This window comes from Yoonia sp. SDW83-1, assembly GCF_046762885.1.
GTDB lineage: Bacteria > Pseudomonadota > Alphaproteobacteria > Rhodobacterales > Rhodobacteraceae > Yoonia.
The window spans coordinates 201,719-226,997 of the sequence record NZ_JBKQXO010000001.1 but is presented as its reverse complement, the minus strand read 5'-3'; the positions used below and the strand labels follow the sequence as shown (position 1 = coordinate 226,997).

At 59.7% G+C, this 25,279-nt stretch carries 26 protein-coding genes; 16 read left to right on the top strand and 10 right to left on the bottom strand.

Going from position 1 to position 25,279, the window contains the following annotated elements:
• Positions 1-210: 210 nt before the first annotated feature.
• Positions 211-1,974 (bottom strand): PQQ-dependent methanol/ethanol family dehydrogenase, encoded by a 1,764-nt coding sequence (locus ACFWW4_RS01110; protein ID WP_393927853.1) that lies wholly within the window; start codon positions 1,972-1,974, stop codon positions 211-213.
• 214 nt (positions 1,975-2,188) lie between these two features.
• Here ACFWW4_RS01110 and ACFWW4_RS01105 point away from each other — a divergent pair, with 214 nt between their 5' ends.
• The 4 genes from ACFWW4_RS01105 (at position 2,189) to ACFWW4_RS01090 (ending at position 5,224) form a co-directional block, all read left to right on the top strand.
• A complete protein-coding gene (locus tag ACFWW4_RS01105) occupies positions 2,189-2,908 on the top strand; it encodes an alpha/beta fold hydrolase (RefSeq protein ID WP_411889173.1) in 720 nt (239 codons plus the stop codon).
• A gap of 276 nt (positions 2,909-3,184) precedes the next feature.
• Positions 3,185-3,523, top strand: coding sequence for a hypothetical protein (locus tag ACFWW4_RS01100; RefSeq protein ID WP_411889172.1), 339 nt, complete (start codon positions 3,185-3,187; stop codon positions 3,521-3,523).
• 72 nt (positions 3,524-3,595) lie between these two features.
• On the top strand, positions 3,596-4,567 hold the full coding sequence (locus tag ACFWW4_RS01095) for an ABC transporter substrate-binding protein (protein ID WP_411889171.1): 972 nt from the start codon (positions 3,596-3,598) through the stop codon (positions 4,565-4,567).
• A complete protein-coding gene (locus tag ACFWW4_RS01090; protein WP_411889170.1) occupies positions 4,568-5,224 on the top strand; it encodes an ABC transporter ATP-binding protein in 657 nt (218 codons plus the stop codon).
• 83 nt (positions 5,225-5,307) lie between these two features.
• Here ACFWW4_RS01090 and ACFWW4_RS01085 read toward each other — a convergent pair whose 3' ends face one another.
• Entirely contained in the window at positions 5,308-5,895 is a 588-nt protein-coding gene (locus ACFWW4_RS01085; protein ID WP_411889169.1) for a hypothetical protein, read from the bottom strand.
• Between the two features lie 91 nt (positions 5,896-5,986).
• Between ACFWW4_RS01085 and ACFWW4_RS01080 the strand changes: the two genes are divergently transcribed.
• Entirely contained in the window at positions 5,987-6,601 is a 615-nt protein-coding gene (locus ACFWW4_RS01080) for a TetR/AcrR family transcriptional regulator (RefSeq protein ID WP_411889168.1), read from the top strand.
• A 415-nt stretch (positions 6,602-7,016) separates the two neighbouring features.
• Here the strand turns inward: ACFWW4_RS01080 and ACFWW4_RS01075 are convergent, their stop codons facing one another.
• The 6 genes from ACFWW4_RS01075 to ACFWW4_RS01050 are packed head-to-tail and all read right to left on the bottom strand — an operon-like array spanning position 7,017 to position 11,690.
• On the bottom strand, positions 7,017-7,553 hold the full coding sequence (locus ACFWW4_RS01075; RefSeq protein ID WP_411889167.1) for a tetratricopeptide repeat protein: 537 nt from the start codon (positions 7,551-7,553) through the stop codon (positions 7,017-7,019).
• Between the two features lie 58 nt (positions 7,554-7,611).
• Positions 7,612-8,403 carry an ABC transporter permease gene (locus ACFWW4_RS01070; protein ID WP_411889166.1) on the bottom strand — a complete coding sequence of 264 codons (792 nt, stop codon included), beginning with the start codon at positions 8,401-8,403 and terminating at the stop codon, positions 7,612-7,614.
• Positions 8,400-9,116 carry an ABC transporter ATP-binding protein gene (locus ACFWW4_RS01065; RefSeq protein WP_411889165.1) on the bottom strand — a complete coding sequence of 239 codons (717 nt, stop codon included), beginning with the start codon at positions 9,114-9,116 and terminating at the stop codon, positions 8,400-8,402. The genes ACFWW4_RS01070 and ACFWW4_RS01065 overlap by 4 nt, the downstream gene beginning before the upstream one ends.
• Positions 9,113-9,553: a hypothetical protein gene (locus ACFWW4_RS01060; RefSeq protein WP_411889164.1), complete on the bottom strand. Its 441-nt coding sequence runs from the start codon at positions 9,551-9,553 to the stop codon at positions 9,113-9,115. Before ACFWW4_RS01060 ends, ACFWW4_RS01065 begins: the two co-directional genes overlap by 4 nt.
• A gap of 11 nt (positions 9,554-9,564) precedes the next feature.
• On the bottom strand, positions 9,565-10,527 hold the full coding sequence (locus tag ACFWW4_RS01055) for a YVTN family beta-propeller repeat protein (RefSeq protein ID WP_411889163.1): 963 nt from the start codon (positions 10,525-10,527) through the stop codon (positions 9,565-9,567).
• Positions 10,524-11,690: an ABC transporter substrate-binding protein gene (locus ACFWW4_RS01050; RefSeq protein WP_411889162.1), complete on the bottom strand. Its 1,167-nt coding sequence runs from the start codon at positions 11,688-11,690 to the stop codon at positions 10,524-10,526. The genes ACFWW4_RS01055 and ACFWW4_RS01050 overlap by 4 nt, the downstream gene beginning before the upstream one ends.
• Before the next feature lie 148 nt (positions 11,691-11,838).
• On the opposite strand from ACFWW4_RS01050, the gene pedF reads away from it, so the two are divergent.
• Positions 11,839-12,537, top strand: coding sequence for a cytochrome c-550 PedF (gene pedF / locus ACFWW4_RS01045; RefSeq protein WP_411889161.1), 699 nt, complete (start codon positions 11,839-11,841; stop codon positions 12,535-12,537).
• Positions 12,538-12,549: 12 nt separating this feature from the next.
• On the top strand, positions 12,550-13,443 hold the full coding sequence (locus tag ACFWW4_RS01040; protein ID WP_411889160.1) for a substrate-binding periplasmic protein: 894 nt from the start codon (positions 12,550-12,552) through the stop codon (positions 13,441-13,443).
• Between the two features lie 4 nt (positions 13,444-13,447).
• On the opposite strand, the gene ACFWW4_RS01035 is transcribed toward ACFWW4_RS01040, so the two are convergent.
• The gene (locus ACFWW4_RS01035; RefSeq protein WP_411889159.1) at positions 13,448-14,323 is read right to left on the bottom strand and encodes an FAD:protein FMN transferase; all 876 of its coding nucleotides are present in this window, start codon (positions 14,321-14,323) and stop codon (positions 13,448-13,450) included.
• The gene (locus ACFWW4_RS01030) at positions 14,320-16,422 is read right to left on the bottom strand and encodes a 4Fe-4S binding protein (protein WP_411889158.1); all 2,103 of its coding nucleotides are present in this window, start codon (positions 16,420-16,422) and stop codon (positions 14,320-14,322) included. Before ACFWW4_RS01030 ends, ACFWW4_RS01035 begins: the two co-directional genes overlap by 4 nt.
• A 104-nt stretch (positions 16,423-16,526) precedes the next feature.
• Here ACFWW4_RS01030 and ACFWW4_RS01025 point away from each other — a divergent pair, with 104 nt between their 5' ends.
• The 9 genes from ACFWW4_RS01025 to ACFWW4_RS00985 all read left to right on the top strand — a co-directional run bounded on the left by ACFWW4_RS01025 (position 16,527) and on the right by ACFWW4_RS00985 (position 25,272).
• Complete coding sequence (locus ACFWW4_RS01025) at positions 16,527-17,285, top strand: ABC transporter permease (RefSeq protein ID WP_411889157.1); 759 nt, start codon at positions 16,527-16,529, stop codon at positions 17,283-17,285.
• A 97-nt stretch (positions 17,286-17,382) separates the two neighbouring features.
• Entirely contained in the window at positions 17,383-19,677 is a 2,295-nt protein-coding gene (locus ACFWW4_RS01020) for a bifunctional salicylyl-CoA 5-hydroxylase/oxidoreductase (RefSeq protein ID WP_411889156.1), read from the top strand.
• Entirely contained in the window at positions 19,674-20,405 is a 732-nt protein-coding gene (locus ACFWW4_RS01015; RefSeq protein WP_411889155.1) for an SDR family NAD(P)-dependent oxidoreductase, read from the top strand. The genes ACFWW4_RS01020 and ACFWW4_RS01015 overlap by 4 nt, the downstream gene beginning before the upstream one ends.
• Positions 20,405-20,878 carry a MarR family winged helix-turn-helix transcriptional regulator gene (locus ACFWW4_RS01010; protein WP_411889154.1) on the top strand — a complete coding sequence of 158 codons (474 nt, stop codon included), beginning with the start codon at positions 20,405-20,407 and terminating at the stop codon, positions 20,876-20,878. The genes ACFWW4_RS01015 and ACFWW4_RS01010 overlap by 1 nt, the downstream gene beginning before the upstream one ends.
• Before the next feature lie 2 nt (positions 20,879-20,880).
• Entirely contained in the window at positions 20,881-21,681 is an 801-nt protein-coding gene (locus ACFWW4_RS01005; RefSeq protein WP_411889153.1) for an enoyl-CoA hydratase family protein, read from the top strand.
• Entirely contained in the window at positions 21,681-22,832 is a 1,152-nt protein-coding gene (locus tag ACFWW4_RS01000) for an acyl-CoA dehydrogenase family protein (RefSeq protein WP_411889152.1), read from the top strand. The genes ACFWW4_RS01005 and ACFWW4_RS01000 overlap by 1 nt, the downstream gene beginning before the upstream one ends.
• Positions 22,833-22,845: 13 nt before the next feature.
• Positions 22,846-24,462 carry an AMP-binding protein gene (locus ACFWW4_RS00995; protein WP_411889151.1) on the top strand — a complete coding sequence of 539 codons (1,617 nt, stop codon included), beginning with the start codon at positions 22,846-22,848 and terminating at the stop codon, positions 24,460-24,462.
• A 4-nt stretch (positions 24,463-24,466) separates the two neighbouring features.
• Complete coding sequence (locus tag ACFWW4_RS00990) at positions 24,467-24,871, top strand: acyl-CoA thioesterase (protein ID WP_411889150.1); 405 nt, start codon at positions 24,467-24,469, stop codon at positions 24,869-24,871.
• Positions 24,868-25,272, top strand: coding sequence for a RidA family protein (locus ACFWW4_RS00985; RefSeq protein ID WP_411889149.1), 405 nt, complete (start codon positions 24,868-24,870; stop codon positions 25,270-25,272). Before ACFWW4_RS00990 ends, ACFWW4_RS00985 begins: the two co-directional genes overlap by 4 nt.
• Positions 25,273-25,279 lie beyond the last annotated feature (7 nt).

Here is a 25,279-nt window from a genome sequence, read left to right as displayed (position 1 = left end):
CTGTTGTGCCCTGTGACAAGGACCAAGAAAAGCCCACTTCGCGGCGCCCAATATGCAATGCACCTCAAAGTCGCGGGCGCCTTGTTTGATGGGCGGTTCCATCTGCAGAAAACTGGTATTCAACCCAACAGATCAAAAACAAGAAAGCCCCCGAAGATCTCCTCGGGGGCCTTGTCTTACGCATGTCCGACGGGCGTCTGCCCGATCAGCTCAATTCGCCGCAAGCTGCTGCGGCAACCGGAATGTCCACAGTAGACCACCCTGATTGAGATAGTTCACCTTCTGCGCGACCTCGCCACCCCAGAGCGGCACAGCACCACCCCAGCCGGAAATGACCGTGACATATTGCTCACCATCCTGTTCCCAGGTGATCGGCTGGCCGACGATCCCGGAACCGGTCTGGAACGACCACAGCACCTCTCCGGTCTGGTCGTCAAACGCCATGAACTCACCCTCTGGTGTGCCGGTAAAGACCAGACCGCCAGCCGTAGTCATCACACCACCCCAAAGCGGGGCGGGGTTCTGGAACTCCCAGACGATGTCGCCGGTGTCAGGATCAATCGCCTTCAGGCTGCCGATATGGTCCTCATAGTTCGGCTTGATGGTAAACCCGGACCCCAGATAGGCCGCACCCTGCTTGTAGGTGATCGGCTCGTTCCAGATATCCATGCCCCATTCATTGGACGGCACATAGAACAGACCGGTCACGGGCGAATGGGCCATCGGCATCCAGTTCTTGCCACCCAGGAACGATGGCGAGGCAAAGACCACCTCACCCTTGTTGCCATCCGTGGACTCAGATGGGTCACCCGGGCGGTTATCCTCGACAAAGATCGGGCGCCCGGTCTCATCAATTCCTTCCGCCCAGCTGATATCCTTGACGAAAGGCACAGCGGAAACAAACGCACCATCCTCGCGGTTCAGCACGTAGAAGAACCCGTTGCGGTCAGCGGTGGCAAAGCGGTCATTGCCGTCGCGGTCGGTATAGGCAACCACCTCGTTCACGCCGTCATAATCCCAACCCTCGCGAGGGGTGGTCTGGAAATGCCATTTGATCTCACCATTTGACGGATCGATGCCAAGGCGGGAGGCGGCATAAAGGTTATCACCGGCATTGCCGTCGGTGGGGGTGCCTGCATTGCGCAACCAGCTGTTCCAGGGGGCCGGGTTGCCGGTGCCGAACACCAGCGTATCGGTATCAGCGTCGTATGAGCCACCGAGCCATGTGGCTCCGCCACCGGTCTTCCACATATCACCGGGCCACGTGGCGTTCAGCTCGCCCGTCATGGTGCTTTCTTCGCCGTTCAACTCACCCATATGGCCTTCGATCACGGGGCGGCGCCAGACCAGATCACCGGTTTCAGCATCGCGGGCTTCGACCGCGCCGACAATCCCGAACTCACCACCGGAATTGCCGGTAATGATCAGACCATTCACGATCAGCGGGGCGGCGGTATAGCTGTAACCGGCCTTGTAATCAGCGATCTTCTTGTTCCAGACCACATCGCCAGTGTCCTTGTTCAGGGCCACTATCCGGGCATCCAATGTGCCGAAATAGATGTTGTCGCCATAGATGGCAGCACCCCGGTTCACCACATCGCAGCAGGGCAGGATGCCTTCGGGCAGACGGGCATCATACTGCCAGATCTCGCGACCGGTTTTCACGTCAATGGCGTAAAGGCGGCTGTAGGACCCGGTGATATACATCACTCCGTCATGAACGATCGGCTGTGTTTCCTGTCCGCGCTGCTTTTCGCCGCCCAGCGAAAACGCCCAGGCAGGTACCAGATTTTCCACATTGTCGCGGTTTAGAATATCAAGTGGAGAGTGGCGCTGCAGATGTCGCCCCATCCCGTTTGTCAGTACATCCCCGGTGGATGCGGTATCATTCAAGAGCATCTCTTCGGTCACTTCAGCCTGCGCCAGGCTTGCCGATATCAATGCAGCCGTTGCGGCCAATACGAAGCGTTTCATCATTGCTCCTCCCTCTCCCGTTCATAAGCGAAACAAGCCCGCCCCGCAGGACAGACTCTTGCCCGTTCAGTATTCTCCCAAAGCCCCCACCGGGATATAGAACCTTGGTCATACGACCATCCGGCGCTTGACCCCCGCCCGGGCACAATCCGCAAGAAACGGAATGCGGTTGCGATTGCCGCCCCCTAAACCTGGCGAAAAAAGGGGGACCGGGATGGAACATTTTCTTCTGACCCATGGCAGTTGGCACGGCGCATGGTGCTGGCACAAGATTGCACCGCGCCTGATAGCGGCAGGGCATAGCGTCAGTGTACCTGATCTTCTCGGGCGCGGGGCCAACCGGCGATTGTCTCAACTTGTCAGCCTCAACGCGATGGTGCGGCATATCGGCAGGACCCTGCGGCAGGATTGCCAGACAACAATTGTCGTGCACAGCCGATACGGTGTTCTCGCCTCTGCAGTGTCGGAAGCCTACCCTGACCGGATCAAACGCGTCGTCTATCTGGCCGCGTTCATGATCCCCCACAATCGGATGGCAGCGCCCTACTTTGCGGCGGACAAAGGCTCGCTGTTGCAATCCCATATTACCGTCAGCAAGGCCGGTCTCTGGGACGCGCTCGATCCGGCTATCTATCGTGAAGGCCTCTATCACGATTGTTCCGAGGATGACGTGACGCTCGCATCCAGCCTGCTTTGCCGTGAACCCCTGCGTCCGGCACTGACCCGGCTGAAACTGTCGGCAGACAGATACGGGGTGGTTCCCCGCGCCTATATCCGCCTGACCGAAGATCGCGCCGTGACGCCGCAACTACAGGACAAGTGCATCGAGAAAGTCGGGGTCGACAGGGTTGAGGACATCAAGGCAAGCCATTCGGCATATTTTTCCAGGCCCGACGTTCTGACACAGACCATTCTCTCGATCTGCCAATCGTGACCTGCATCCGCCCGTCAGACCCCCTGACCTTGGTCATGCAGCGCGCCGCGCCAAACATCGTTATCCTGTCTGCGCAACAGGGGGAGTTTTCATGCGCGTTATTGTTCTGGCATTGGTGGCCACCCTCGTTGGGTCCGTCGCAACGGCCGACACCCGCATTGTTTATGCCGAGGACGGTCAGGGCGACCGGATCGCGATTGCGACAGTCGATCTGACCGACGCCGGACCCTACATAATCAACATGAACGGCGATGTCTTCACTGACATTTCCTGTCCATGCGCCCGTTCAAATGCCTTGAGGGGCCGGGCAAACACTGGTGCCACGTCCCGTACCCATACGACATCAACCGCGATATCTCCGCCGACCTGACCGATCTGGAATATGACCTCATGTTCGTCTGGAAGGACGCAACCGATTACGGGATTAACATGTGGAACGGGGTCTACTACCGGCTGTCAGAAGATGACGGCATCCTGACCGGCGAACTGCTGGAAATGGATATGGACCTGCTCTCGGCCCCGCCACCCAAGGGCGAGTTGCGGCCACTGCGCCCGCAAGACCTGCATGAAAGCGACCCGGCCAGTCACTGGCTCCCCCGCATCGTGATCGAATAGGGCACACCCGCCTTTGGTCCTATTCCGGTCGCCCGCGATACTGCTAGTCTGATCCCAAACAGGGAGGCACCAATGACATTCATGAAATCACTTGGCACTGCAATCGCGGCCATTTGCCTGTCAACCATGGCATTGGCCGATACGCCCACACTGCGCGCGGCGGTTCTGGAGTTCGGGACCGTCAACTGGGAACTGAACACGATAAAGCACCATGAGTTCGATACCGCGAACGGCTTTAACCTTGAGGTGCAGGGCATGGCTGGCGGTGCGGCGGCCAAGGTCGCCTTTCAGGGGGGTGAGGCGGATGTGATCGTCTCAGACTGGCTCTGGGTGGCGCGGCAGCGTGCGGCTGGCAAGGATTTCGTCTTTATCCCCTATTCCAAGGCCGTGGGAGGGTTCATGGTGCCCGGCGACAGCCCGGCGCAGGATCTGACCGACCTTGCAGGCATGAAGATCGGCATCGCTGGCGGGCCGCTGGACAAAAGCTGGCTGATCCTGCGGGCCTATGCGGAAAAGAACCACGATATGGATCTCGTGACCGAGACCGAGCAGGTCTTTGGCGCACCACCCCTCATCTTCGGGGCCGCTACATCGGGCGAGGTCGGGGCGGCCATCAACTTCTGGCACTTCGCCGCCAAGATGGAAGCCGCAGGCATGCGCACCCTGATTGACGTCTCCGACGCCTCCGCCGATCTGGGGCTCGATCCCGAAACGCCGCTGCTGGGCTACGTGGTGCGGGGCGAAATGGTGCGCGACAACCCCGACCTGATCAATGGTCTGGCCTCCGCCTCCCGCGCGGCCAAGGACCTGCTCGCCACCGATGATGCGGAATGGGCGCGTCTGCGACCGAACATGAACGCCAAGACGGATGCGCAATTCGCAGCCCTCGTCGCCGGTTTCCGCGCAGGGATCCCTGCGCCGGGACCCATTGACGAAGCCGCAGCCGGACGGATGCTGGAACTGATGTATGAACTGGGAGGCGAGGAATTGCTGGGTCAGGCGACCGCATTGCCTGATGGCACGTTCCTGTCCACCGGCAGCTAGGTGCTGGCGACGGCAGAGGGCGACGCACAGACTGCAGCACCCATCGTGGTGCTGCAGCATCTCTCACTGGCCCTGGGCGGCAAGACCATCCTGACAGATATCAGTCTGACCGTGCCGCATGGCCAGACCCTTGCCTTGGTGGGACCGTCCGGCATCGGCAAATCCTCCCTTCTTCGTGTGCTGGCCGGGTTGCAGCTCAGCCTTGACGGGACCTGCCAGATCAATGGCAAGGTCGCCATGGTCTTTCAGGAACCCACCCTGCTGCCATGGCGCAGCGTGCGCGACAACATCACCATCGCAACCGGCGTGTCAGCGGCACAGGCTGATGCGGCGCTTGCCGATGTCGGGCTAGGCAACCGGGCGGATGAGTACCCCAACAGGCTGTCACTCGGCCAACAGCGACGGCTGTCGCTCGCGCGGGCCTTTGCGGTCAAACCCGCCCTCCTGCTGCTGGATGAACCCTTCGTCTCGCTCGACCCCGAACTGGCCGACGAAATGATGAACCTTTTTGCACGGCTGCGGGACAGCCATCAGGTCACAACTGTGCTGGTAACCCACATCGCAGAAGAGGCCGAACGGCTCGCCGACCGCATCGTCACCCTCGCCGGTGATCCCGCCACAATCGCCAATGACCGGACCAACCCGTCGCGGACCTGATCCCGCAAACCGTCAAATGGCCCGCTCGCTCAATTGACACAACCAACCGACCGAACAGATATGCGGGTGCCATGCACTCGATTTTATTGCTCGACCTTAAAGAACTGCGCCGCGTCAAGTTCTGTCGGTCTTGAGATGCAGCGGTCAATGCTTTGATCGCCAAACCGCAGACGCGAACCACCCTGATCCACCAGGACTAGATCCAAGTCAGTGCAGTCGGTCACAAGGAACGGCGGGCCAGAGATACAGTCTCTGACATTTATGGCCTCATTGAGAATCAGATCACAGTCGCCCATGCCGACGGCCGCCATCAGATCCGGCACATCCATATAAATCGTCACTTCCGATGTTTCGTTGATCAATTCGAGGTTCAATGCACCGGGGACAACATCGGAGGCGCCAACAGGCATGTAGGGACCAGAAGAGGCATATGTGAAGATCAGCATCTGACCGTCCGCGTCGGCAAAAATCTCGGCGCGGATGTCTTGCAAGGTATCCGTGAAGACCGTTGTCTGTCGCAGATATGCGCTTGGGCCGCCACCGGGCGCTTGTGCTTCGGTCAGGCCGGTTTGCCACACACCGATCAGATCGGATTGGGCTGTGTCCGCCACCAAGGGTGATCCTGCGGCAAGACACGTCAGGGCGCAGGCGACTTTCAGCGTAAACTTCATTGATCGACTCCTCTTATCTTTGCAGTGACAAGTTATGGCATCCGAAACGATCTTGTCAATGACAAGTCTGGTGTTAAGATAGGGCATGCCGATGTCTGAACCCTCTGACAAGCGTGCTCCGTATCATCACGGTGACCTTCGCAATGCGCTGATCGCGGCTGGCCGCGAAATGCTTGAATCTGATGGTTTGCGCGGATTCTCACTGCGAGCGTTGTCAAGAAAGGCGCAGGTGTCGCACGCTGCACCGGTCCATCACTTCAAGACGCTCGGCGCCTTCTTGGCAGAGTGCAGATCGGATGCGTTTCGAGAGCTTTCGGAAGCACTTGAGGCTGCAAAGGCTGGTGCATCGCATTCGCCAACAGATGTCCTTTGCCAAATGGCCGTTGCCTATCTGAGGTTTGGCATCGCCTATCCGGTCATGTTGCGCCTGATGTTTGACAAGGACACCGCACCGCCAAAGTCAAATGATCCAACTAGTCAATCGCGCCGGGCCTATCTTCTCCTTGATGCGGCCGTCCGCGCCACCTTGCCCGACCTATCGCAGCGCGACCCGAGATTCGACATTCGGATCAATGCCGTCTGGAGCCTGATCCACGGATTTGTGATACTCCACAACGAAGATCAGATTTGTACGCAGTCCGAGCCGCCAATGACGACAGAGCACATGCTTGTCGAAGCGCTGTCTGCGATGTTGAAAAGACAATAATCGCCGTGCACGGGAACACGCCTTGCCCGCCGCTCATGGGTGGATTTGTTCATTGAGGCAGGGTTGGCTTCCGCTTTGCTCAACCTGTGCGTGGTCAAATATAGGCAGGCTTGTGAAGTCATTCTCCGACCGGCTCCTAGTTCCCGCGCCACAAGGCTTCAAGAAATCTTGCACCACGCACGTCCGTGCGTCGTTCCACCCCAAAAGGTAAACCGCGCATTCACTTTTCCACCGCCCGCTACGTTAATCCGGCAAAACTGGCCCCAGGGGTCCGACGTTTTGCCGACGCAAGTCCGACGCGATGCCGACAGCGTTATTTCTAGGATTTGCAGGCGTTAACCTACGATTCGCGGGTCACTGGCGATTCCGGGGTGTTGCGCGACCCTGCACAGGGCACCGAACGTTGCGCGGCCTCTCAGAACAGCGGCGCGTATTTCCAGTTATCCGCGTCCGGCGTCACCTCATCCAGATCATAATTCGCCGCCTGCAACCGCTGCGCAATTGGCAATCCTTCCTCTGCGGCCTCCGCCACCAATTGACGTCCCCGCGCTTCGTCCTGGGCAACGCCATGGCCGCGCATCAGGCTGATACCATAGTTGAACTTGCCGACCGGATCGCCGGCTTCCGCTGCCCTGCGATCCCACTCCGCCGCCGCGTCGGGGTCGTATTCTGCACCTAACCCATTGTTATCCAACTGACTCATCCAGGTCATCGCACCGGTATAGCCGTCATTAGCACAGTTCTGAAACAAGGTCCGCGCGGATACATGATCGCCCGATTTGGTCAGTGCATAGCCCATCGAGCAAATGACCATCCCGGTCTCACCCTCATCTGCCTTCTGGACGTAGGATTGCCATGACATTTCGTCAGGGTTCAGCGTGCCCAGCTCCTCGACATTTTCGGCAAAAGCTGGCGTGCACAGCAGGGCGGCAGATAAGGCAAAATGTTTCATATCCGTGACTTAGCACGTTTCGTCGCGCAAATCAGCGGGGCTATGGTCGTAGAAATGGTCAGCCCTTGCGACGTATTCCCGACCCTTCCGGGCTATAGCCCCAAAGGGCCGCCGCAGTGAACACAACCGCCGCCAAAACTGTCCAAGCCAGCGCCGGTCCGTTGAAGTCAACATAGAGTGCAAAGCGGATCAATTCGACCGCATGGGTGAACGGATTGACCGCGCAGATATCGTGCAACAACTCGGACGATTCCGCCATTTTCCATAGCGGATAAAGCGCAGAAGACATAAAAAACATCGGGAAAATCACAAAATTCATGACCCCCGCGAAATTCTCCAACTGCTTGATGAAGCTCGATAAAAGTAGCCCCAGCGCACCCAGCATAATCCCGGCGACGACCAGCGCAGGCAGCACAGTCAGATAGCCCAGCAGCGGCATCGTGATGCCGAAAGCTGCCGCGATGGCGAGGAACGCGTAGACCTGCAAAACCGAAATCGCCGTGGCCCCAACCAGCTTGCACATCAACAGCCACCAGCGCGGAAAGGGGCTGGTCAGCAGCAGCTTCATCGACCCCATTTCGCGGTCATAGATCAGGCTGAGCGACGACTGCATCCCGTTGAACAGCAGGATCATCCCGCAAAGCCCCGGTACGATATAGGTCTCGTAAGTGATATAGGTCTGATAGGGCGGAATGATCGACAGCCCCAATGCCGCACGAAAGCCTGCAGCAAAAACCAGCAGCCACACCAGCGGGCGCACAAGCGCGGCGACAAAGCGTTCGCGCTGATGAATAAACCGCAACGCCTCTCGTGTAACGATGGCGGCCAGCGCTGTCAGATATCCGGTCACGCGTCAGCGCCCGTCAGGTCCAGAAAGGCCTGTTGCAAAGGCTTCAAGCCGCTGATTTCCTTTGCATATCCGTTCGCCAGAACTTTTGCCTGATGCAGCACGACGAGCCGGTCATCAGGCGCCACCTCATCCGCCAGATGCGTGGCCCACAGCACCGTGGTCCCATCACTGGCCAGACCATGCACGTGATCGGTGATATCCCGGCGCGCCGCCGCATCCAGCCCCACCGTCGGCTCATCCAGCAGCAACACCGCCGGATCATGCAGCAAGGCGCGGGCAATCTCCGTCCGGCGCCTGTGCCCGCCATTCAGCGTCCGGGCCTTTTCACTCATTCGGTCGGCTATGCCCAACCGATCAAGCACGCTGTCGATACGGCGCGCCCGATCACGCCCCGACAACCCGTGCAAAGCCGCGAAATAGGACAGGTTCTGCCGCACGGTCAGATCCAGATCCAGAGTCGTCTGCTGGAACACAATCCCCAGTTTCGCCAATGCATCCCGGGGGTTAGATTGCAGATCATGCCCAGCAATCTCGATCCGCCCCGATGGGGCGACGAAAAGCCGGGTCAGTAGGTTGAACAGCGTCGATTTGCCAGCACCATTTGGACCAAGCAGGGCGCAGAACGCGCCGCGCGCGACCTCGAAACTCACATCATCCAATGCTGTTTTTGCGCCGTAGCTGTAGGACAGGTGTGCGACGCGAATGCCGGTCATTCGATGGTGATCTCAATCCGTTGTGTTTCGCCGGTCGTGCCGGGGATCTTCATGTAATATGCGCCGGGTTTGATCGCGATGAAACCGATTTCCATCTCGCCCGCCTCATCGAATTCGACACTATCAAGGCCAAGCGGACGGATTTCCAGCCCTTCGACGACAATCTCGTCAATCCAGATCGCGCGGAAAAACTCCGGTCCGACAAGGGCCAGTTCCTGACTGCCGTCACCCAGAATCTCAAACTCGTAATAGGTGCCGGATTTGAGGACCCATGGTGCCGAGGAAATCGGTTCACCCGCCGACAGAATGATAGGCGGCAGGTCTTCCTTGTTCTTGCCCGAAAGCAGGCCTGCCGCACCAAAAGACATCGCATTTTGCGCCGAAGCGCCGCTGGCGATGCAAACCGTCGCCGCCAAAATGGTTGTAAGAATTCTCATATCGAACATTCCTAATCTGTCGGGCGGTACGCCGCACCCCACGGAAACCGGCCGACCTTGATTGATTTCAAAGCAGTACGCGAGGCCACGTCGATCACGGTTACATCGCCCGACACCCCATTTGTGGTAAATAACAAGCTCTTGTCGCCATTGAAGTCCATGTGCCAGACCCGACGGCCTACCAGGATATAGTCCTCAACCTCGAACGTATCGGCGTTCACTACAGCCACATGATTGGACGGGCCAAGTGCCACAAAGGCGGTTTTTTCATCCGCCGTAAATTCGAACCCCACCGGCTGCACGCGGTCCGGGTGAACGCCCTGCACTTCAAAATCAATCTTTCCGATCTCGGATTGGTCGGCGACATCAAAGATCGTGATCGTGCCGCCGATCTCGGAACTGACCCAAAGCTGCGTGCCGTCCTTGACGAATTCGGCGTGACGCGGGCGGCTGTCGACCAGCGTATTGGCGAACAATTCCTGCGTTTCGGTGTCGATCCAATGGGCCATGTTTGTCGTTTCAGACGTGGTGATGGCGATCTTGCCATCGGGCGAAACGGCCATCCCTTCAGGCTCCACCCCGACATCGATCTGGGCGATGACGCGCCGCGTTTCGGTGTCCACCACGGTGGTGATCGCGTCATCCTCGTTGGCGATGTAAAGATGGCGGTCATTTGGGTGCAGCACGAACTGCTCCGGATCTTCGCCCGATGGCAGATCATGCAGGATTTCACCGGTGTTGGGGTCCATCACCTGCACCGCGTCGCTATCGGACGCGCAGATATAGACGCGGCTGAAGTCCTTGGAAAACGTGATCCCGCGCGGGCGTTCGCCGGTCGGATAGGTCTGGATCACCTCAAGCGTCTCGGTCGAGATGATCGAGACCGTGTCGTCCTTTTCATTGGTCACCCAGATTTCGCCTGCCCAAACCGGGGATACTAACAAACCACAGATCAGGGTTGCAGGTCGGATCATTGAAAGGCCTCACATGTGCTTTCCGGGCGGTCGAGCCCGAGCGTGTCAAGTTCGTTGGTCTGGTGCAGGAACCCGTCCAGCGGGGCTTGTGCCACCAAAGCGCGGGGATGGGCGATGGCAATCGGTTGGCGTAACTGCCCGTTCCAGTCGCGATAGGTCAGGGGGCGGCCCTTGAAGCCCGCCAGCTCAAATTCATCTGACAGGATGTAGTTACGCAAGACGCCCGGATCGCTGCTGTTGGTGCGCGTCACAGCCTCGCCCAATGTGCGCATCGCGGCCCAGGCGGCGTAGTCCTGGCTGGTCATGTCGCGCTGATGCGCCTCTTCAAACCGGCTTTGCAATTGGGCCGCCCCCCATTGTTCGATGACCGGTGACCATGTGACCGCAGTCAACCCTTCGGACCCTGCAACAGGGCGCGGCTGCCATGTGTTATAAAGGATGTAGCGCCCGAAATCCTGTAATTCATCCGCCACGATCAGCACATCGTAATCACCAAGCTCTTGCGTGAACAACGGCACCTCTTGTGCGGCGGCACGGCGCATATCTGCGTCAAAGGCCCATGTTTTCTCACCCGACAAATCCAGCTCGAACTTGGTCAGGCTACGCCGCATACTTTCAGCAAAGGCCAGATCCTGCGGGTGGGTGCCCGCGATCATCACCAGATCGTTCCAGCGACGTTGGACAAAGATCTGCGCCAGCGCATCGGTCCGCATCGCGTCTGACGGAAGGCTGTGCAGCAGGTTGCCGCGACAGGCCGCATCGCGCAGCGACAGATCGCCGGATGAGGTGTTGAACAGCATCGCATCTTCGGCTTCGGGCAAATCGGCAATGTCCAGCAGCTGCTCGGTCGGCGCATCAAGGATCAAATAAGGCGTCTGCGCCAGCAATGCGGCGGCGGCTGGCAGCGGGTCTTCGCCTTCGCCGACAACAACCACGGTCAGTTCATAGGAGTGGCCCATAAACCGGCCCGTCGTCGCATTGTCATCGAGGCCAGTCTGCACCCCGGCAAGGCCGATATCCTCTGGTTCAGGATCAAGGTTGGACAAGGTCGGGGGCTGTGGTTCGTAGATCGAAAGATAGCCCACATTCAGGGTCACCTCGGCATGCGCCATGGCCCCACACAACGTGCCGATCAGCGCGAATTGGAAAATACGCGTCCTCATTGTTTCAGAGTTAACAAACCGGTCGAGCCGCCCGTATACGACCTTGGTCTTGGTCGGGCCCAAACACAACCAAGGTCCTATATCGCCCGGCCCTGCGGCCTGCCTAAGATCAGCCAAATCAGACATGACCCGCTGGGAGGCTAAGCAGATGCACAGACCAAATTTACGCGAAATCCTTGTGGCTGCGGCCGTCGTAGCAACGGCAACGCTGGTCAGCGCACATGGTGATGTGAACCCCCAGCCGGTGGATACCGCCGGGTTGCCCGAAACCGGCGACGAATGGTTGACGGAAAATCCATACCGCGTCGAAGCGGTGGGTGAAGAGGTCTGGCTGAAGGCGGTGCAGGTGGGTGCCTCCGGCTACAACCAGAACTGCGCCCGCTGTCACGGTCTTGAAGTGATTTCCGGTGGTTTGGCCCCTGATCTGCGCTTCCTTGAGGCCGAGGAATATGGCGATGAATGGTATATGGAGCGGTTCCGAACGGGCTATACCCAGAATGGTGTGACCAAGATGCCTGCATTTGGTGATCTGCTGGGCCAGGATGCCGCATGGGCCATTCGTACCTATATCGAAACGCGGCCCGATGATCATGCGATGCAGGATTTCTCGGACGAGTTGAAGGCGATGCGCGATCAACTGGTCGTATATGGTGATGATACCACTGGTGCTGATCCTGATGCGCTCAAGGCGCGCCTGACCGAAATCGCGGTCGAGATTCCGACGCTATCCGGTGCCCCAGTGGCTGACAGCGTGGCGTTTCGGGCCGCCGGGCTGATAGATGGCACGCCCGAAGCTTATGAAGCCGCGGCCGAGACGCTGACGATTGGATTGTCCGCAGCGCAGTAAGGGGTGCGCCAGTTGTTGCTACGCTCATTATTGATTGCGTTTGGTCTGGTTCTTGGCAGCGCGGCCTATGCCCAGGACCCTTGCGCCGACTATACGCCGCAGGCGCGGCCTCAGAATGTGGACCGCGATATCGTGGGGCAGGAACTGGATCAGATCCAGGACCAAGGCCACATGCTGTTCGCGGTTTACGAGGACTTCCCGCCTTATTCCTGGGAAGAAGGTGGCCAGCCGCGCGGCGTCGATATTGAGATTGCCCGTCTCATCGCCGAAGATCTGGGGGTCGAGGCGCGTTTCAACTTTGTCGATGCCGGTGAAAACCTGGAGGCTGATCTGCGCAACAATATCTGGCAGGGGCCTGTGATCGGCGGGCGCGTGTCGAATGTGATGATGCGCGTGCCTTATGACAGCGCGTTCAAATGCCGGGTTGAACAGGTGGTGTTCACTGGCCAATATGCCGCTGAATCCATCGCCATTGCCTATGACAAGGCCAGCTATCCCGATGAAAAACCGGTCCCCGCCTATTTCCGTTATGACACCGTTGGCGTGGAAAACGATTCCATCGCTGATTTCTATCTGACCTCTTTTGTCGGTGGCCAACTGGCGGGCAATATCCGCCACTTTCCAACCATGGCCGATGCCATGGATGCCCTGAACAAGGGCGAGGTGATGGCCGCCATGGGTCCGCTTTCGCAGTTGGAATTTGGCCTTTCGGACAGCAGCGACGTGCATCAACCACCCCTTGCAGGTTTTGCGGTCAGCAAATGGACCTTGGGCGTCGCCGTCAACTTTCGCTATCGCCCGCTTTCCTATGCCGTTGATGATGCGATCAATTATGCCTTGCAGGACGGGCGCATTCCTGCGATTTACGAAAGCTATGGTCTGACCTTTCAGGCCCCGGAACGCTGATCGGCTACAGGGTCGTCAGGTCGCCATTGAAATCCACCAGCGTGATCCGCCCAATACCCTCCGTCGCGCGGATGGCGGCGATCTGGTCCAGTGGCGCAAGACAAAGGGCCGTCGACACACAATCGGCCAGCGTTGCGGTCTGCGCCTCGACCGACACGGTCGACCACCGAACGCGGTGCTGCGGATGCAGGATGTGGGCCTGCGCGCCCAACGACATTGCTGTCGGGCTTGATGTCGCGATAGCACCCTGCGCAATCGTGCGCGTCCCCAATTCTCCATGAACAGGATCGCTGATGGCCAGCCGCCATGGCCCGCCAATCGCCCGGTATTCGCCAATATTCACGAGCGTTTCGGTCATTCCCAGCCGCTGTAGCTGCGCGGTGATCAGATCGGTGGCAAAGCCCTGCGCGATCCCGTTGAATGTCAGCGCCTGACCCCGGTCCAACTGAACCTCCTGGGCATCAAAGCGCACGCGGTCCCAACCAATGGCAGTACTGGCTACTGCAGGATCCGATCCATCGGCCAAAGCGCGCCATAAAGGTTGGATCGTGGGATCGAACAATCCGCCTGTCAGAAGATGCCCATGCTCCGCCGCCTGCATCAGCGCCAGAAAATCAGGATCAGGCTGTGGCAGTGTGCCGTCTCGGTTCAGTTCCGACAGCGCCGAAGCCGGATCATATAGACTGAACAGACTTTCGACATGGGCAATGATCTGGCGGGTGGCATCAATCGCCGCCACCGCATCATCGCGCGGCCCCCGGATCGTCAGGCTGACATCCGCCCCAAAGGCGCGGCCTTGCCAGCGCTGCGGGGTCGCCCAGGCCGGACCAGCCACCATGGCCGCACTGATGGTCAGAAATCTGCGGCGCGTCAGCATCATTCGGCGGCCACCTGTTGCAAAACCCGGCCGCGCTTGGCCGCAAGGATCAGCGGAACGCATTGGTCGGCGCTGTCATGGATTGTCACGCAATCCAGACATTGGAAGCATTCCGAATACTGGATCTCGCCGGTCTTCTTGATGGCGTTATAGTCGCATTTCACCTTGCAAAGCTGGCAGGGTGACCCGCATTCGACACGCCGCGCGATCCAGTCCCGGCCCCGGACCAGCCCACCAATCGCCATGACCGCCCCCAGCGGGCAGATGTAACGGCAGAACCCTTTGAACAGCACCATCGACAGCAGCAATAGGCCCACGGCATAGGCGACATAGTACCATTCACGAATAAAGAATGTGGTGATGGCGGTCTTGAATGGCTCCACCTCAATTGCCTTGTCCAGACGGGCGGGCGCGGTGAAGATGAGCGCCACCAGACCGGCGAGCACGATGTATTTCACCCATTTCAGGCGGTCATCCCATGCATCCGACGGTTCGATCTGCGGCAGACGCAAGGTACGGCCAATATGATGGGTAAATTCCTGCAACGCGCCAAACGGGCAAAGCCAGCCACAAAACAAACCCCGGCCCCAAAGGACAAACCCGAAAATGGTGACCGCCCAGATCAGCAGTGAAAATGGATCATAAAGCAGGAAGGCAAAGCTGCCGCCCTCAGCCGCCGTTCTGATGACTGCCAGCGGTGTGGCAATAGACAACTGGCCCTGGCCCCACCAGCCGATAAACCCGGTCATGAAGGCCAGTATACCAAGGCGGATGGGCGTGAAGTGCCTGTGCCCCGCCAACCGGTTCAGGCGCAGGCCCAGAACAGCGATCAGTGCCGCCAGAAAAACGCCCAGCACAATCAGATCGGTCGATCTGTTCGACAATGCATCCAGCCATGCTGGGCGGGGTTTGATCACCTCGGGGCGGGAGAAGAACCGTTCATCGGTCGATAGGGTCGTATCAATCGTGACCGACCCAATCTCTGGTTGGAACACACCATGTTCGCGGATCGCCTTCACCTTCAGCGTCCATTCTGCTGTCGGGTCAAAGCCAAGCCTGCGGTCAGTCCGCAGGATCAACGCGGTGCCATCATGCAACGCTTCGGGCAGGTCAGGATGCAACTGTATAAAGATATCGGCGTCCCGGAACGCGATGGGAAACCCACCCTGTTCGGCGCTGATCAGGTCGGGCGATGTGTTGCGGACGAAATCATCGGTGATTAACCCGTGACGCCCTGCCTCGATCAGCAAAACAGGCTCATCCGTGTCAGAGATTGCCATGAAATCCTGCAACTCTTCGTAACTGCCCGGCGACAGGACAGCCCGCGCGATGGATTGCGGGCCGACATCGACGACCCACAAGTCGAGATAGGTGCCATCTGGGTCTGCCTGCGCCTCGGGGTCGTCTTGCGCCCAAAGTGTTCCCGCGAATTCCTTGTTGATTGCGGCATTGCTGACTGTTGTCCGTGTCACCAGTCCCTGATCGACCAGATCCGTCCAGGTCAGATCCTCCACGTAGTCGGGGTTCGGATAAGCCGCGGGTCCCGACGCGATACCGCCCATCTTTTCGCGGGCGACCTTCAGCGCGGCTGCCAGAATACTTTCATGGGCAATGCGCACCGACGCGGTCGCCTTGGTCACCCCATCCAGATAGACCAGCGCGGACCCGTCGCTGCCGCTGCCATAGGGGCTGCCCACAACCAGACTGTCCGAGATCGAATGTCCGCGATACTGTTCAAAGAACTTGTGAAACGGGGCCTCGCCCAGCCCCGACACAAAGATCGGCTCGTTGTGAGAGATCAGTTTGACGTCCAGAAACCGGCCATCAAGGTCAAGCACAACAAGCATGTTGATGGAGGCACCGGAAAAGCCGGGCAGGGGGGCCATCGGCTCTGTCTCGAACACATATCCCGCATGTGCGCCGCCTGAATTCAACAGCTCCCACACGCCCTGATCATTCAGTTGTTCGCCCAGCGACATCGGGGGGACGATATAGGGCTCCAGCACCTCTCGACCCAAGGGTTCAGCCGCTGCTGCGACAGCGCTGGCAATGAAAAGGGCGAGTGTCCACAGACAGCTGATCAGCAGATGGGCGAGACGCATAATCGTGATCCTACGCGGGCCGCGCGGCGCGTCCTATGCGACTTAGGTATGAAGCCCGTATTTTGCCATTGGGGCCCGCCGCTATTTCGTGACAGGGTGGCGGCATGACGGCGACGAAACCACAAATGAACTTCGTTATCGCGATCCTGTCGCTGATCGGTCTCGTGTGTTTCTGGGTGGTTCTGGCATGGCTCCGGGCGGATCCGACTGTATTGCCCAATCCGTCGCAGGTCTGGAACATCATTCAGGCCGAGGCCGCATCAGGCGCATTGGCCCGCCACATGATCGCGACAATCCTGCGCGTCGCGGCAGCGTTCGGGCTGGCGATGGTGCTGGGCATGATTATCGGGATTGCGATGGGGCTGAATGACGGGCTAAACCGCTGGTTTGGGGCGTGGCTGGTCGTATTCCTCAACATCCCCGCGCTGGTGGTGATCGTCCTATGCTACCTCTGGATCGGCCTGAACGAGGTGGCGGCGATCACGGCTGTCGCCTTGAATAAAACCGCCATGGTCGCTGTCACCATCCGCGAAGGCACCCACGCCCTTGACCCCAAGCTGAGCGAGATGGCACGATCATTCCAGATGGGCTGGGGCGCCCGGTTCCGCCACGTTGTGCTGCCCCAACTCTGGCCATTCATCGCCTCCAGCATGCGCAACGGTCTGGCGATCATCTGGAAAATCGTTCTGGTGGTCGAGTTTCTGGGCCGCAGCGATGGGGTCGGCTTTCAGATCCACCTTTACTTCCAGCTGTTCGAGATCGGCTATGTGATGGCCTATGCTCTCAGCTTTGTGGTGTTCATCCTGCTCATCGAATGGACGCTGATTAACGCGGTGGAGCGGCGCGCGACGCAGTGGCGTTAGAGGGTGGATTATATTTTATATATAAAATATTGATGCTTGAAATTTCGGAGACGCGCGCTTACGCTGCGTGAAGATACCCGGCAAAAAGGGCAATCGGATGCGTATTGCATGCCTTGGTGGCGGTCCTGCGGGCCTCTACTTTGCGATCTCGACAAAGCTGCGGATGCCCGACGCGGACGTGACGGTGTTCGAGCGAAACAAACCCGATGACACGTTCGGCTGGGGCGTCGTCCTGTCGGATGAGACGCTGGATAATCTTGCCGCCAACGATCCCGTCAGCGCCGCCGAAATCCGCACGCATTTTGCATATTGGGATGACATCGCCCTGCATCATCAGGGGCAACGGCTGGTGTCGAGCGGCCATGGCTTTTGCGGGATCGGGCGCAAACGCCTGCTGTTGATCCTGCAAAAACGGGCGGCCGAACTGGGTGTTGATCTGCGGTTTGGAACCGAGGTCGGTGCAGCCTCCGACTACATGAATGACTTTGATGTTGTTGTCGCCTGCGACGGGCTGAATTCGAAAACACGAAAGGAGTTTGCGGAGGCTTTTGAGCCCGATATCGATGTCCGCAAATGCCAGTTTGTCTGGCTGGGGACGCATCAGAAATTCGATGATGCGTTCACGTTTATCTTCGAAAAAACCGACAAGGGCTGGATCTGGGTCCACGCCTATCAGTTCGATGACCAGACCGCGACATTCATCGTGGAATGCGGTCAGGACACATTCGACGCCTACGGCTTTGGCGAGAAAAGCCAGCAGGAAACCATCGCGATCTGCGAGGATATCTTTCGCGACTATCTTGGCGGTCACGGGCTGATGACCAATGCCAACCACATTCGCGGCTCCGCCTGGATCAGGTTCCCCCGTGTTCTGTGCAAGACTTGGAGCCACAAGAACGTGGTGCTTCTGGGCGATGCGGCGGCGACCGCGCATTTTTCCATCGGGTCGGGCACCAAGCTGGCGCTGGAAAGCGCGATTGCGCTGGCCGACAGCCTGACAAACGCGACCTCCATCCCAAAGGCTTTTGCTGAGTACGAGGAAAAGCGCCGCCTTGAGGTGCTGCGCCTGCAATCGGCGGCCCGCAACTCGGTCGAGTGGTTCGAGGATGTGGAGCGCTATCTGGACCTTGATCCGATCCAGCTGAACTATTCGATGCTGACACGGTCACAGCGGATCAGCCACGAAAACCTGCGGGAACGAGACCCGACATGGCTGGCTTCGGCTGAACGATGGTTCATGGAACAGGCCGGCGCCACGGTCGAGGGGCAGCCGCGTCCACCGATGTTTGCGCCGTTGAAACTGCGCGAGATGGAATTGAAAAACCGGATCGTTGTGTCGCCCATGGCCCAATACAAGGCCGTCGATGGCTGCCCGACCGACTGGCATCTGATCCATTATGGCGAACGGGCCAAGGGCGGCGCCGGCCTGGTGTTTACCGAAATGACATGCGTTTCGGCCACGGGGCGCATCACACCCGGATGCCCCGGGCTTTATGATCCTGCGCATGAGGCGGCATGGGCGCGCCTTAACCATTTCATCCACACCGAAACAGAGGCCAAAACCTGCTGCCAGATCGGCCATTCCGGGCGCAAGGGCTCCACCCGTATCGGCTGGGAAGGGATGGATCAGCCTTTGGCCGATGGCAACTGGCCGTTGCTCTCGGCTTCTGACACTCCGTGGTCGGCAGATAATGCGGCGCCAAAGGCGATGGATCGCGCCGATATGGACGCGATCACTGCTCAGTTCGTGGCGTCCGCCCAAATGGCCGACCGGGCAGGCTTTGACATGATCGAACTGCACGCAGCACATGGTTATCTGATCTCGTCCTTCATTTCGCCGCTGTCCAACATTCGCACGGACGAATACGGCGGAAACCTTGAAAACCGGATGCGCTACCCGCTTGAGGTGTTTCGGGCCATGCGCGCAGTCTGGCCTGCGGCCAAACCGATGTCCGTGCGCATATCGGCCAATGACTGGTGCGGCGATGATGGTATCACGCCCGACGATGCGGTGATGATCGCCAGGATGTTTGCAGAGGCAGGGGCAGACATCATCGACGTCTCCGCCGGACAAACCTCAACCGATGCGAAACCGATCTACGGGCGCATGTTCCAGACTCCGTTTTCTGACCGTATCCGGAACGAAGCGGGGATCGGAACAATGGCGGTCGGCAATATCTACGAGGCGGATCACGTCAACTCGATCCTGATGGCGGGCCGGGCCGATCTGGTGTGCCTCGCGCGACCCCATCTTGCCGATCCCTACTGGACGCTTCACGCAGCGACGCAACTGGGTGACCGGCAGGAAAACTGGCCGCGTCCTTACGAGGCAGGCCGCGATCAGGCATGGCGGCTGGCCGACCGTGATGCAGAAATGGCGGACAAAGTATGACCCATGCGATTGTCACAGGCGGCGGAACGGGCGTGGGGGCAGATACGGCGCAGCGCTTGGCGAAGGCGGGCTACACCGTCACCATCATGGGCCGGTCGGAAGGTTCGCTGCAATCGCAGGATTTGCCCTATCAGGTTTGCGATGTGACGGATCGCGATGCGGTGAAACGGGCGTTTGACGCCGCGAGGGCCGATAATGGCCCTATCGACGTGGTCGTCGCCAATGCCGGTGCCGCACACAGCGTACCGTTCGCCAAGATGACGCCCGACGATCTGACCGCAATGCTGGACGTGAACCTGACTGGCGTCTTCAACGTCTGGCAAGAGGCACTGCCGGATATGAAAGCCGCTGGTGGCGGCCGGATGATCGCCATCGCCTCCACCGCCGGGCTGAAGGGCTATCCTTACGTATCCGGTTATTGCGCCGCCAAGCACGGCGTTGTGGGCCTCACACGCGCCTTGGCCATCGAACTGGCTGCGACCGGGATCACCGTCAACGCGGTCTGCCCCGGTTTCATCGAAACACCGATGCTGGACCGGTCCATCGCCAATATCGTCAGCAAGACCGGCATGACCGAAGAAGACGCCGCCAAATCCCTGACAAAGGGCAACCCGCAGCGCCGGTTCATCCAGACCGACGAAGTTGCCGAAACTGTGCTTTGGCTCTGTTCTGATGCAGCGCGGTCGGTAAACGGTCACGCGCTCAGCATCTCTGGCGGGGAAATCTGATGGCCGAGCGCGCAACATCCGCCGACAGCACACCATCAAAAGAACGGCTGCGGCTGTGGCTGCGCCTTCTCAAGGCCAGCCGCGGAATCGAGACGACATTGCGCGAGAATTTCCGCGCGGAGTTTGGCACGACCCTGCCGCGCTTTGATGTCATGGCGGCCCTGTCACGCTATGAGAACGGCCTGAAGATGAGCGAGCTTTCCAGCGTCCTGCGGGTATCAAACGGCAATGTCACAGGAATCGTGGACCGTTTGTCCGATGATGGCCTGCTGGTGCGCATCGCTGTTCCGGGCGACCGCCGTGCATCGCTCGTGCGGCTGACACGGCGCGGGCAGGAAGAATTCGCAAGGCAAGCTGCCGCGCACGAGGCCTGGGTGAACGCGATGTTCAGCGATTTCACCGCGTCAGAGGCGCAGGATATCGGCCAGCGGCTGGAACATCTGCAACATGGCCTGCAAACCGGAAGGGATTGACGATGCGTACCGACGTTCAGCACTTCAAATGTGACATCGCAGACGGGATCGCGACCGTCGCACTTGACCGGCCAGAGCGCAAGAACCCCCTGACCTTTGAAAGCTATGCCGAACTGCGCGACTGGTTCCGCGATCTGCATTATGCCGATGACGTGCAGACTGTCGTCTTTGCGTCGAACGGCGGAAACTTCAGCTCTGGCGGCGACGTGCATGACATCATCGGCCCACTGACGAAGATGACGATGAAGGAACTGTTGGCCTTCACCCGGATGACCGGCGATCTGGTCAAGGCCATCGTGAATTGCGGCAAACCGATGATCGCAGCCATTGACGGTGTCTGTGTCGGGGCCGGTGCGATTATCGCCATGGCGTCCGATCTGCGGATTGCGACGCCAGAGGCAAAGACCGCGTTTCTCTTTACCCGTGTCGGGCTGGCAGGCTGCGACATGGGGGCCTGTGCGATCCTGCCGCGGATCATCGGGCAGGGACGGGCGGCGGAATTGCTTTATACCGGGCGGTCGATGTCCGCCGACGAAGGCCGCGCATGGGGTTTTTACAACAGGGTTGTGGCGGCAGATACCTTGGATCAGGAGGCTGCGGCACTGGCCGCCCGCCTGACCGCCGGACCGAATTTCGGGCATATGATGACCAAGACGATGCTTGCGCAGGAATGGTCGATGTCCATCGAGCAGGCGATCGAGGCCGAGGCGCAAGCGCAGGCGATCTGCATGCAGACGGCCGATTTCAAACGCGCTTATGACGCATTCGTCGCCAAGGAAAAACCGGTATTTGAGGGCGATTGATGGCAGATAGATCCTTTCTTGACTGGCCCTTTTTCGATGATCGGCACCGGGAACTGGCCGAACAACTCGAAACATGGTGTGCCGACAACCTGAACGACATTGACCACAGCGACACCGATGCGGCTTGCAGGGCGCTGGTTGCGGCCTTGGGCGATGGCGGCTGGCTGCACCATGCGGCCATCGACCCCGATGGGACCGGCGCGCTGGATGTCAGAACGCTGTGCCTGATCCGCGAAACGCTCGCCCGGCACGATGGCCTCGCCGATTTCGCCTTTGCAATGCAGGGGCTTGGCACCGGGGCCATATCGCTGTTCGGCAGCCCGGCGCAACAGCACGAATGGCTCCCCCGCATCCGCGCGGGCAAGGCGATTTCCGCCTTTGCCCTGACCGAACCGCAATCGGGATCGGATGTTGCCAATTCCACCATGACCGCCACACCAGACGGCGACAGCTATGTGCTGAACGGTGAAAAGACATGGATCAGCAATGGCGGGATTGCGGATGTCTACACCGTCTTTGCGCGGACAGGCGATGCACCGGGCGCGCGCGGGTTGTCGGCCTTCATCGTACCTGCCGGATTGCCAGGTTTCGACATCGCGGCCCGGATCGACACCATTGCGCCACACCCGCTGGCCACGTTGCGCTTCACCGATTGCCGCGTGCCGCACGATGCCATGATCGGGGCCAGCGGTGCAGGCTTCAAGATCGCGATGTCGGTGCTGGATGTGTTTCGCCCCAGCGTCGGGGCTGCGGCCCTTGGCTTTGCTCGGCGGGCGCTGGACGAGGCGCTGTCGCGGATCAAAACCAGACATATCGGCGGTGCACCATTGTCTGACCTCCAAATGGTCCAAGGCCATATCGCCGACATGGCCGTCGATATCGACGCCAGTGCGCTGCTGATCTACCGGGCAGCCTGGGCCAAGGATAGCGGTGCGCCAAGGATCACGCGCGAGGCGGCGATGGCCAAACTCTTTGCCACCGATCAGGCGCAAAAGGTGATCGACCGGGCCGTGCAATTGCATGGCGGCGACGGGGTGCGGTCGGGTGAGACTGTCGAACGACTCTACCGGGAAATCAGGGCGCTACGGATTTACGAAGGCGCGTCAGACGTGCAACGGGTGATCATCGCCCGCCAGACCATGGGACAATGACGGAGGTGCAGCGATGTTAACGGCCAGCATCCACACAGATACCTTTACACGCGACAACCTGCCGCCCCCGGATCAATGGCCGGACTTCCTGCTGGACGGATTTGACTATCCCGAACAGTTGAATGCGGCGGTCGAACTCACCGATGCGATGGTCGCCAAAGGGTTCGGTGACCATACCGCCCTGATCGGCAACGGACGCAGGCGCACCTACAAGGAACTTGCCGACTGGACCAACCGGCTGGCGCATGTGCTGGTCGAGGATCTGGGCGTGCAGCCCGGCAACCGTGTGCTGATCCGGTCCGCCAACAACCCTGCCATGGTGGCCTGCTGGCTGGCCGCGACCAAGGCCGGGGCTGTGGTGGTGAACACCATGCCGATGCTGCGCGCGGCGGAACTAGGCCAGATCATCGACAAGGCCGAGGTTAGCCATGCGCTCTGCGATACGCGGCTGATGGACGAAATGGCGGCCTGTGCGGCGGACAGCCGATACCTGCGGCACGTCGTCGGCTTTGACGGGACATCCAATCACGATGCCGATCTTGACCGGCTCGCGCTGGAAAAACCGGTCCGGTTCGAGGCTGCGAAAACAGGGCGCGACGATGTGGCGCTTCTTGGCTTTACATCCGGCACGACGGGGTCGCCCAAGGCCACGATGCATTTCCACCGCGACCTGATGATCATCGCCGACGGCTATGCCAAGGAAGTGCTGGGCGTCACGCCGGATGATGTCTTTGTGGGCTCACCGCCGCTCGCCTTCACCTTCGGGCTGGGTGGTCTGGCGCTGTTCCCCCTGCGGTTCGGGGCGACCGCGACGCTGCTGGAAAACGCCTCACCGCCCAACATGATCGAGATCATCCAGAAATACAAAGCAACGATCTGCTTCACCGCGCCCACTGCCTACCGCGCCATGCTGGCGGCGATGGAAGAAGGCGCCGACCTCAGCAGTCTGCGCGCGGCGGTGTCCGCCGGCGAAACGCTGCCCGCGCCTGTCTATGCCGACTGGATCGCCAAGACAGGCAAGCCGCTGCTGGACGGGATTGGCGCGACCGAAATGCTGCATATTTTCATCTCCAACCGCTTCGATGATCACCGGCCGGCCTGCACGGGCCGCGCCGTGACCGGATACGAGGCCAAGGTCATCGGGGCGGACGGTGCGGAACTGCCCGCCGGTCAGGTCGGCCGCCTCGCGGTGCGCGGCCCCACCGGCTGCCGTTATCTGAAAGACACGCGCCAAACCGATTATGTGATCGACGGCTGGAACGTGACCGGCGATGCCTTTGTCATGGACGATGACGGCTATCTGCATTTCGCCGCGCGAAATGACGACATGATCGTCTCGTCTGGCTACAACATCGCCGGGCCAGAGGTCGAGGCGGCGCTGCTGTCGCACCCGGCGGTGGCGGAATGCGCGGTGATCGGCGTGCCGGATGAAGAGCGTGGGATGATCGTGCAGGCCCATGTGGTTCTGGCTGATGGCGAAGCCACCGCAGACACAGCGAAGATGCTGCAGGACCATGTGAAGGCCACCATCGCGCCTTACAAATATCCGCGCGACGTCCGTTTCGTCGCAGCGCTGCCCAAGACGGCGACAGGCAAGATCCAACGCTATCTGCTGAAACCAAAGGGGTGACTGGTTGGATTTCACCTTTCCCCAGAAGATTCTATTCAAACACTGCGACCCTGCCGGGATCGTGTTCTACCCGCGCTATTTCGAGATCATCAATGATTGTATCGAGGCGTTTTTCGACCGGCTCGGATTTCCCTTCGAACACCTCCATCCGCAGGCCGCCGTGCCCACTGCGCAGATCGAAACCCGCTTTACCGCGCCCAGCCGCCATGGCGACCAACTTAATCTGGCGCTGGGCGTCACACAGGTGGGCAGAACCAGCCTTGGCCTTGAATGTATCGCCCATTGCGGAGATCAGCAGCGGTTCGTGTCGCGCTCGACCCTTGTGCTGACCAACAGCCAGGGCCGCCCGCAAAACTGGCCCGACGACATGCGCGCGGCCTTCACCCCCTATCTTCGGAGCACGCCATGACAAACCAGATCATCCAGCCGGACGGATGGGCTCCGGCCAAGGGCTATGCCAACGGAGTCCTGGCGCTGGACGGGACGCTCTATATCGGCGGTCAGATCGGGTGGGACGTGGATCAGGTGTTTCAGTCGCATGATTTCATTGGGCAAATGGAACAGGCGCTGCGTAATATCGTGGCCGTTGTAGAAAAGGCTGGCGGCCGGATCGAGGATATCACGCGCCTGACCTGGTTTATCATCGACAAGACAGAATATCTGCAACGCCAGCGCGAGGTGGGCGAGGTTTACCGCCGCGTGCTGGGCCGCCATTTCCCGGCGATGTCGATGCTGGTCGTCGCCGGGCTGATCGAAGATGACGCCTTGCTTGAGATCGAAGCGACAGCCCACATCCCGCACAACCTATAAGTCCGAC